Source organism: Methanogenium sp. MK-MG (assembly GCF_009914725.1).
Taxonomy (GTDB): Archaea; Halobacteriota; Methanomicrobia; order Methanomicrobiales; family Methanomicrobiaceae; genus Methanogenium.
The window spans coordinates 1-9,180 of sequence record NZ_JAAAWJ010000071.1; the positions used below are offsets into that span (position 1 = coordinate 1).

Consider the following 9,180-nt stretch of genomic DNA (forward strand, 5'->3'; position numbering starts at 1 on the left):
TGCCGGGAGTCGCTGTTTCCCGCATATCTGATACACTCAGCGCCTTCATGTGTGGGATTATTGATTGCCGGGTATCCTCTTATCAGAAAAGAGAGATTGAAGCCGTCCGGGATCCAATCTCTGGTTCATACAAGGTGAAGAAGAAATGACAGGATCCGCAAAAATATCATATACCAATGAAGGTCTGCTTGTGACCTTTGAAAACGGCCGCGTCTACGATGTCCATCCGGGTAAAGGCGGGGATGTCTCCTGCACATTACAAAACGGGCCCGTCGAACTGAAGCCCTTTGCACAGACGGTGAAAGGCCTCATCGGCGAGGAAATTATATCAGAGATTGAGCACTGTGCAGAACTCTTCAATCAGAAGTGCAGGTGAAGGGTTACACTCCGTTCAGGTTGATGAGGTGTATGAGAGAGGAGAACCCGTCGATCTCCATCTGCAGCACCTCATCGCGGGTCATGCCCATGGAGGTCTCCGCATCGGCGGTGAGGGTGTCGGGCCCACGGATGACAGTCCGCCTCACACCGTCTGCCGAGAGTATCTCTGCAGCCTCCTTTTCATGGACGAATGACCGGCCCGGTATGATGACGACTTTTTCCAGAGTAGAAAGATCGATCTCTTTTAGGTCGTCACGGGTGATGAGACAGGCGATCTCTTTTTTCGGGCTGGCCACCCAGGACTGGTTTCCGCAGGCATCAAGCACTTCCTGCACATAGCGGGCGGCGATGGCACCGGAGATGAGGCTCGCCTGCTTTCGCACCCGCGGGAGTTTTTCCAGGAGCTCAGGTTCGTCCAGGATGGCAAACGGTGACCCAAGAGTTGGGTCCCAGAGGGGCGTGCCGTTGATGCGCAGATTGTAGCGCCCATTGAGGTCGGTGACCATGTCACGGAACGCCGATATGGTCTGCACCCGCTGGCCTTTGACGATGGGAGCGTTTTTGAGAATAAGTCCCTGGTCTTCCCGGTTCGCAAACCGCATGAGAATGAGGCCTTTTGCACCCTTATCCTCCAGCCATTTGCAGGTGCGTTCAAGATCTTCGCCGTCATTGACACCGGGTATGACAAGCGCTGCGGCATAGACATCTATCTTCTGGCAGAGTTTTCCAAGGACAGCAAGGGATGCTTCCGGTGTCTGGTCTCCCATCCATTCGCGGCGGAGTTCCGGGTTTACCGAGAAGACGGTGAATGAGACTTCAGAGAGGCCCTGTTCCACCATCCGGTTGGCAATGGCCGGGTCATCGAACCCTTTCCCGCTGGTGTATCCGATATGGATGGGCACACCCATGCTGCCCAGAAGATCCATCAGGTCTTCGAATGCCGGGTAACAGGACGGGTCGCCGCCGCCTGATATCGTGATCCTGTCCAGATTGCCGCCCATCAGCTGCAGGTTGCCGAGCACATCATCCGCCACATCCCGGAGTTCTTTGAACCCGGTGTAGCGTTCACGGACAAAATTGGTGCAGTAATCACACCCGACAGCAAACGGCAGACAGTATTTACAGCCCAGGGGTTCGGGTTCCTCTTCTTCGCGGACCCCCTTGAAGTAACAGTATTTACAGAAGCCCTGGCAGTCCAGACCGGGTCTGCCTCCGATATCTACAGTCAGATGTGCCATAATTATGTAGTATTCTGATTCTGACGGCATAAAGGGATTTGGAATAGAGAAAGGGAGAGAGACCGGGTGGAAAGATGGATGGAATGGTCGATGGAATGGTCGATGGGATTGCATATCCAAAACAGGAATATACGGTCTGAGCAGAGAACAGGGCCGGAGACTGGCCGGAGACCGGACGGACGTGAACCTGCTGAAAGACAAAGATCATGGGAAACGGATTACAGGAAACATATTAAGGGAAATGGATTATGGGAAACGGAGTGATCACTTCGTCAGCCGGTGCTCATCCACGATACCATATCATCACATCATATCATCACATCATATCATCACATCATATCATCACATCATATCATCACATCATATCATATCGCCTCATCATATCGCCACATTCTTTACCCCTGAGAGCTGATTAAATAAAGCGCCTCAGTGGCTTAGTGGAATAGCGGTTGATTTGTAATCAGCAGGTCGAAGGTTCGACTCCTTCCTGAGGCTTCGGTTCTTTTTGGATTTTGTTTCCTTTTACGTTCTGTTTCATTTCATACTCATCGTGGTCAGGGTGAGGTCAGAACACATCCCGTGATGAGAGGGAGAGAAAGAGAATGACGATCACGCAGATGCGAAAAATGCCACAAACAGATGAACATGTGCCGGATCATATCGCCATCTTTTTTACCCCTGAACACAAATAGAGCAGAGCGCCTCAGTGGCTTAGTGGTATAGCGGCTGATTTGTAATCAGCAGGTCGGGGGTTCAACTCCCTCCTGAGGCTTGATTTTATCTAGGGTGCAATGCCTTTTTTCTGAATTATTCTGTTACAGTTCATATTACCATCCAAATTTATATCAAATCCTTCAAAGTAGTAGCAAAAAACCATTCAGTATAAAGATCCCTACCACTCTTTTAGACAAGATAGATGAACTTGCAGAAAAGAACACACGAGACAAGATCTCAGAGATAGTTGTAGCAATTGAAGAACATCTTGAAAATGAAGAAAGGAAAGCGCTCATATTAGAAGAGACCTCTTCAGATAGTTCTGATACCCTGCAATTGCTCAAGCACAATGCGGAACTTATGGAACGAATTGTGAAATCTCAGGATGAAGGTAAATAGGTCAATTTAAGGGTTTTAATTTTAGTCTATTTTATAGAACGCTGAATGCGTGTGGATGTGATTTTACTTGACTGACCAGATGGATGAGTTTTTGGAGAATGGTGAATCAGTAAAAAGTGTTGCTGAATATCTTGAAGCAGTTGGAAATATAACAGACAGTCTTTATGCGAAATATGCCTTCCGGGGTCAAAGTAAAATATCATATCCCATAAATTCCTCAGCGGCAAGACGACTGAAAATTTTTCAGTCTGATCGTGATGAAAAAAAGAGATTTATTAAATATAATAATACCCTGATATCCGATGCAATACTGAAAGGCTATCACCGGAAAGGAATCATTCCTCTTGAAGAACTTGAACTTTTGGCAGAATTACAGCATAATGGTGCAGCAACCTGTTTGATTGATTTTACATATTCTTCTTTGGTTGCTCTTTATTTTGCAGTTTCATCAACGAATATGAATACTGAAGATGGGGCTGTTTATATTCTAAACACACGAGATTCTGATAAATTCAAACATATAAAATCAAGTGAGATCACCAAAACCATCTCCGATTTACTTGCACAAATTGAGAGTAAGTTATGGGTATGGGAACCCTCTGATCTGAATAACAGAATACCAAAACAACATTCTGTATTCATATTTGGAGAAACTGAAATTGAGAAAAATGCTGATAAAATGATAAAAATAGATAAAAATTCAAAATTTCAGATATTATGTGATCTATTCCTTTCACATAACATTGGAGCTGAAACTCTATTCAATGATTTGACGGGATTTTCTAAAGAAAATAGTTCTGATAAACCCTTCTATACTCCAGAGTATTATTACAAAATGGAAAATTTCAGGAAATTTTATTTTTCAGGTAATGAAGATGACGAAGGATGTATAAAATTGTTAGATGATATCTTAAAATCAGATAAATACTCATATAATGCTCTACTTATACGTGCAAGTTTAAAATTTAATAATAATGATTATTTGGGGGCAATTGAGGATTTTGACATAATGATCCAACTTCGGCCAGACGATTATGGATCATATTACTCACGCGGGTTAGCAAAACTCGAATTAAATAATATTGATGGTGCTAAGGAGGATTTTGCAACAACGCTTAAACTAAACCCAAGTGACGAATCTGTATCTGATCAGTTAGAACAGCTAAATAAGGACTTTCCCAAAAATAATGAAGATAAAAAGTCTTCTTCATAATCACTAATTATTTTATTGAGTATTTGTTATCCTGCCAGTTGCAACCAGGAACAGGATCCTTGCCTGGATGAGGAACGCCCCCGCAGCTGCAGCAACCATAACCCAGTATGCGACCAAGGAGAGCATGGTGGACAGCCCGGAGACGATGTAAATTTAAATTATTACTGCGGTGATGAAGAAGCGGAAACACCATTCTGCAGGGTAGAGGAGCGTGGACTAGTCGTAGGTCGTGATGTTGCTCATATATTGTCGTACTTGAAGTCCTTAATGAGGCCAATTCCATAATTTAACGGATTTTCAAGCATATTACGATCTTTGTCTTCAAAAATATCAATGGAAACGGTTCCATCAGAATGAGCATATATATTATGCGGATAAGGTAATCCAAAACTTACCGAAAATAAGCAATATTGTTCCAATTTTGCTTTGTCACCCATTTTTGCTAGATTATTTAAAATATCTTCAAGATTCTCAATTTCATTTACACTAGGATTTAATAATAATGTGTAGTCGTTGATATTCCGTTCGTTCGAATGCATATGGTATTTTTATTGAATTTGAACAAATTAATTATTCGCCCTTCTTATCCACCGACAGCTGCCCTTTATACCGGACCCTGCCAAGGTTCCGGCCGTTTCCATAGAATGGGAGATGTGGATAACGCTGTCTGAGAAGTTCCTGTCCGGGAAGACAATATAGCAGCAGTCCGTGGGAGTCTTGCCCCAACAGGATGATTCAGGTTTCTCAGCTTCCCGCCTTCGGAGAATTCTGCCCCCCTCCCGGATCATTATCCAGTCGAAGGAGTCCCGGCTGGCCACATTGATCACCCGCCAGGACTGTGCAGCAACCACGAACCGGACACCCCCAGGGATCTCATGGTTCACAGGCTGTCTATGACATCCATTCCGGCTAGATAATGTTCCTGAAAGAAAGAGATATATTTATATTTCACTTTTTCACCCCATTTTCACCCCATTTTCACCCCTTTTTCACCCAAAAACCGGAAAAAGTGAAAACAAAAAAACGGCCTAAATGACTGTCATTCCTGAAAAGGTAGTTAATATAATAATATATGTACAGATAGTATAGGCTGTTTTCACACATTCCTGGTAACATACAGCAATCCCCATCTCCCTCTCTGTGTATCTACACATGTCTGTGTGATCCAAGTAAAAGTGAAAACAATGTATTAATTTCACGAATTATTGTTGGATTGCATATTTGGGCGATATTTAGAATTTTTTTGGGTGAAAATGGGGTGAAAATGGGGTGAAAACGTAATGGAAATGAGAACAATCGGAAAAACCGGAAACATACACTCAGAACGTGATGGTTGTGCTCCCACGGTGAGGCACAACAAGAGTACGTGGACACTCCCCTCATTTCATACCTCTCCACTGTCCCTTCCTCTCATTCATTTCTTCTCCACTATTTCTTCCCTGACAACCTGTTCCCAACCACCTGTTTCTGCAGGGTAAAGAATGGTTGGCCAGTTGTAGACCATCATCAATACTCATCCTGCGGCTTAGACATCACCACATCCTCAACCTCCGGCACCAGAAGCCAGAGTGCCTTCACCACCTTATTCTGTATCACCGGATCATCCGTGTCAAGCATCGGATCGAGCTGTGCAATCACTCCATTGCTGATGAGGATCTCCTCTTCGCCGGTTGCTGCGACTGCGATGATGATGTCAAGGGCCGCACCTCTGATATGCGAGTTTGGGTCATCGAGCAGGTCTGCAATCACCTCGATGCCCCCCTGCCGGATGAGCTCGTTTGCCCGCCAGTCCTCGTCTTCTGTACTCACCGCAAGTGCCTCCACCGCAGCTTCCCTGACTTCCTCTTCCGGATGAACAAGGCGACTGAGGAGATCCTCTGTCAACTGTCTTCTTATTTGCAGGTCTTCCATGCCTGTTTCCCCCTCCTGCCCGTCCCCTTCATAACCATCCCGGTGACGGATGATGATACTCTACAGTCATTCATTAAAAGAGTTCGTGCAGATATCCACCACACAATACATATCCCATACCCCGGCATACTGCACCCTGAGCGTCCGGCAACTGCTGCCCCCACAAAATATTATATCCCGCTCAACAGTATACACACAGTATCCTGCCGCAGACGACACCGTTTGCCGGGGGGACGAACTGATGATCAATCAGAAAGACCGGAATGCATGGCTGCTGACAATTCTCGCCATCATTGTGTTGTTCATACTCGGAGATCTGGTCGCCCATGCATCCTTTGATTCACCGGCTGACGAGTATACATTTACTTTCCATGGCTAGCTCACACCGTCTCCCTGGTTCTTGATGACATCATGCCGGTTCTCATACTGTCCGGTGTCATCATCGCAGGTATTGTATTTGTTTTGGTGAAATACTCCTCATAAAATTCAGAACGATTTGACGACAGATAGCTGCCCCCGGATAACCGGATATATTTTTCCGTATCAAACTTTAACGATAAATACAGGAGACACATCCTATGAAAAAAACAGCAATCACCGCAATGACTCTCGTGCTTGCACTCTGCATCCTCTTCGCATGCGGCTGCACGACATCTGCCACACCGGAAACCACCGGACAACCAACAGAACCAACCATCCAGCCCATCTCCTATGATGACTCCCCGGTTCAGTATAGCGATGTAAACAATGTCACCCTCGCATACCGCGAATTCGGCACAGAAAACACCGAACTCCTGCTCATGATCATCGGATTCGGGGGGGCGATGGAACAATGGAATTCCACATTTGTGGGCATCCTTGCAGAAAACTACCACGTCTATGTCTATGACCACCGGGGGATGGGAAAGAGTACTGACGTCGATGCACCGTTTACGGTTGAACAGCTTTCAGATGATGCAGCAGATCTTATCACCGCACTCGGCTACGACAGCATGAACATCTATGGCGTATCGATGGGATCAACGGTGTCACAACAGCTGCTCATCGACCACCCGGAAAAGGTGAGAAAGGCAGTCCTCTCGTCTGCCACATACAGTGCAAACATTCCGGAAACAGAAAAACTCTACGGCATCCTTGAAGAATCTTCAGAAGATACAGATAAACCTGAAGCCGTACGAAAAGAGGCCGTTGCAAACCTCGAATGGGAAGGCAGCTACGACAGCCTTTCCGGCATCACAAACGATGTCATGCTCATCACCGGCACCGCAGACGACCTGACCCCACAGTCAGTGGCATTAGAAATTGCAAACCAGATTGACGGTTCATGGCTTGTCCGGTATAAGGGCATCCCACACGCAGGTTCATCCTATGCACCGGTGGAATACGGAAATGTTGTAACAACATTCTTGGAGATGGATGAATCTCCGGCATAACTTTTTTTTTGAAAATATTACACGTTTGAATTTTTGGCCTTGCAGAAATCCTCTGAGAAAACAGAGAACACAAAAAATAGAAAAATATGACATATAACTGGCGTTAACTCCCCTACCCGGCAAAATGGTGATTCCGCTTCTTCTTTCCTGGCTTATTGGTTGCCCTCATCTTCCATATCTCAACCACGGAATTTACGTTATTCTTCTGGGTGATGGGCACCGGATGTGCTGTTTGCTTCCTCCTGCAGCTGCGGATTGCGATACTCTTCATTTGGGGCAAAATCCCAGCATCTGGTTAAGCAACGCTTAAATAACCCCCAAAAGGGCCTGCACCCCGAAAAAATGCGTCCACACAGAAGCCCGGAGTGGGCAGTTCTCAACCGGAGACAGCCCATACATCCTCCCAAAATCACCGACAATGGCGACCGCTCAGTAGTTCACAATTAATCATCATTTTAGCAAATAACCGGCATTACAGCCATATTTTCCCACCAGTAAAAAAAAGCAAAAAATACGTCCATTTCACCTCCCGATTCCCCAGCAAAGGGGGTCAAAAAGGGTAGACAATAGGTGACAAAACAGGGATGAGGCAGGAGCCCCCGTTTCCATCATCCAGCCGGTTTGCATCTTTACGCACGATTTATTTGTGTTATTTTCGTGTGTATGTCGGAAAAATATCTCACGTATGGTCTTGAACAGAGAATTCCGGCATGCATGTACGATTCATCTCTTCATTTGCACTCCCGCCAGATTCACAGAGAACCGGACACCCACCCCGCTGCAATTATCGGACATGCTGTGTGTTCTCCCACATGCATGTAAACTTCCCTTAGAAACCACAACTCATCTGGCGGATGACTACATAGAGGATAAAGTATTTGATGGTGTAACAATAATTTAACACCATTGAATGGACTTCCCCCTACCCTACCGGAAATCGCAGGAATTTTCGGATTCCTTGGCAATGAACAGCGACTGCACATACTGGCGGCCATCGCCCATAAAGAGAAGTTTGCAAGAGAAATCTCTGAAGAGCTTAACATCTCGCGGCCTCTCGTTGTCATCTACCTGAAACAGTCTGAAAAACACGGACTTGTGAAAGGCGTTGACCGGAGATGCGACGAACCACCATATCACCGGCGGTATTACCGGGCGCAACCATTCGAATTTACACTAAACCTGGAGACATTAACACAGGCAGAACGGGAGTCAAAAAATGGTAAACAGACGGATTGAATTATACTATATGGCAGCATTGGCCGCCATATTTCTCCTCACCATCGTGGGAATTGTCGGGACTATCTTTGCCATTGATATAAGCACCCCGCTGTTTGGCTCATTGTATGTCATACTGCAGTTTGCAATCCTCTCACTGATCATATACATCGTCATCAAAGCAAAGGAATGGGTCGAAAAATACCTAGACGCCCTCACGGAAAAACCAAAAGAGATCTCAGACCTCAGGGAGAGTATTACCCAGCTGCGGATATCCGTTGATGCAATCGGAAAAAAGATTGACAATATTGAAAAAATTCTTGAAAATGTTTCAGAATAAAGATGTATTTTTTATCCCGGTTCCCAAAATGAAATCTTCCCGGCAGCAGACATCCCGTCTGACAGGAAAATGCGGTGACCCGATCACCGCTCAGGGAATTCCCTATCACCACACACCCGGCTGATACCCGTTGCTGGCGGCATCCCGGCAGCGCTGTCCAATCCTGTCCGGGTCCATCGTAAGCACCTCAAGACCCGGCACAATAACCCGGACCACCGGCACACCAATATCCTCACGGGTGATATCTGCCACAATACAGCGGTCAAGGCCTGCCTTCTTCAGTTCATCCAGAACATATTCGATATCAGTGAGGAAATTATCACTCCGGAAGGCCCCGAT

The 9,180-nt window shown here is 45.8% G+C and carries 11 protein-coding genes and 2 tRNA genes; 9 read left to right on the forward strand and 4 right to left on the reverse strand.

What is annotated here, in order from left to right; all coding sequences use genetic code 11:
• Positions 1–145 precede the first annotated feature (145 nt).
• On the forward strand, positions 146–376 hold the full coding sequence (locus MKMG_RS09180) for a hypothetical protein (protein WP_165077474.1): 231 nt from the start codon (positions 146–148) through the stop codon (positions 374–376).
• A 4-nt stretch (positions 377–380) separates the two neighbouring features.
• Here the strand turns inward: MKMG_RS09180 and mmp10 are convergent, their stop codons facing one another.
• On the reverse strand, positions 381–1,616 hold the full coding sequence (mmp10, locus tag MKMG_RS09185; protein WP_165077476.1) for a methyl coenzyme M reductase-arginine methyltransferase Mmp10: 1,236 nt from the start codon (positions 1,614–1,616) through the stop codon (positions 381–383).
• A gap of 423 nt (positions 1,617–2,039) precedes the next feature.
• On the opposite strand from mmp10, the gene MKMG_RS09190 reads away from it, so the two are divergent.
• The 4 genes from MKMG_RS09190 to MKMG_RS09205 all read left to right on the forward strand — a co-directional run bounded on the left by MKMG_RS09190 (position 2,040) and on the right by MKMG_RS09205 (position 3,942).
• Positions 2,040–2,111 (forward strand) — tRNA-Thr (locus tag MKMG_RS09190).
• 205 nt (positions 2,112–2,316) lie between these two features.
• A tRNA-Thr gene (locus MKMG_RS09195) sits at positions 2,317–2,388 on the forward strand.
• A gap of 14 nt (positions 2,389–2,402) precedes the next feature.
• Complete coding sequence (locus tag MKMG_RS11780; protein ID WP_165077478.1) at positions 2,403–2,729, forward strand: Arc family DNA-binding protein; 327 nt, start codon at positions 2,403–2,405, stop codon at positions 2,727–2,729.
• A gap of 67 nt (positions 2,730–2,796) precedes the next feature.
• Positions 2,797–3,942: an FRG domain-containing protein gene (locus tag MKMG_RS09205; RefSeq protein ID WP_165077480.1), complete on the forward strand. Its 1,146-nt coding sequence runs from the start codon at positions 2,797–2,799 to the stop codon at positions 3,940–3,942.
• 239 nt (positions 3,943–4,181) lie between these two features.
• Here the strand turns inward: MKMG_RS09205 and MKMG_RS09210 are convergent, their stop codons facing one another.
• Together MKMG_RS09210 and MKMG_RS09215 are read right to left on the reverse strand one after the other, a co-directional pair.
• On the reverse strand, positions 4,182–4,481 hold the full coding sequence (locus MKMG_RS09210) for a hypothetical protein (protein WP_165077482.1): 300 nt from the start codon (positions 4,479–4,481) through the stop codon (positions 4,182–4,184).
• Between the two features lie 967 nt (positions 4,482–5,448).
• Positions 5,449–5,853 carry a HEAT repeat domain-containing protein gene (locus MKMG_RS09215; protein ID WP_165077483.1) on the reverse strand — a complete coding sequence of 135 codons (405 nt, stop codon included), beginning with the start codon at positions 5,851–5,853 and terminating at the stop codon, positions 5,449–5,451.
• A gap of 49 nt (positions 5,854–5,902) precedes the next feature.
• Here MKMG_RS09215 and MKMG_RS09220 point away from each other — a divergent pair, with 49 nt between their 5' ends.
• The 4 genes from MKMG_RS09220 to MKMG_RS09235 all read left to right on the forward strand — a co-directional run bounded on the left by MKMG_RS09220 (position 5,903) and on the right by MKMG_RS09235 (position 8,841).
• A complete protein-coding gene (locus MKMG_RS09220; protein ID WP_165077485.1) occupies positions 5,903–6,232 on the forward strand; it encodes a hypothetical protein in 330 nt (109 codons plus the stop codon).
• A 199-nt stretch (positions 6,233–6,431) separates the two neighbouring features.
• Positions 6,432–7,286: an alpha/beta fold hydrolase gene (locus MKMG_RS09225; protein WP_165077487.1), complete on the forward strand. Its 855-nt coding sequence runs from the start codon at positions 6,432–6,434 to the stop codon at positions 7,284–7,286.
• A 906-nt stretch (positions 7,287–8,192) separates the two neighbouring features.
• Entirely contained in the window at positions 8,193–8,522 is a 330-nt protein-coding gene (locus MKMG_RS09230; protein ID WP_165077489.1) for a winged helix-turn-helix domain-containing protein, read from the forward strand.
• Positions 8,503–8,841: a hypothetical protein gene (locus MKMG_RS09235; protein ID WP_165077491.1), complete on the forward strand. Its 339-nt coding sequence runs from the start codon at positions 8,503–8,505 to the stop codon at positions 8,839–8,841. Before MKMG_RS09230 ends, MKMG_RS09235 begins: the two co-directional genes overlap by 20 nt.
• 105 nt (positions 8,842–8,946) lie before the next feature.
• Here the strand turns inward: MKMG_RS09235 and MKMG_RS09240 are convergent.
• The coding region (locus tag MKMG_RS09240) for a YcaO-like family protein (protein ID WP_174235649.1) at positions 8,947–9,180 on the reverse strand (234 nt) is incomplete at its 5' end.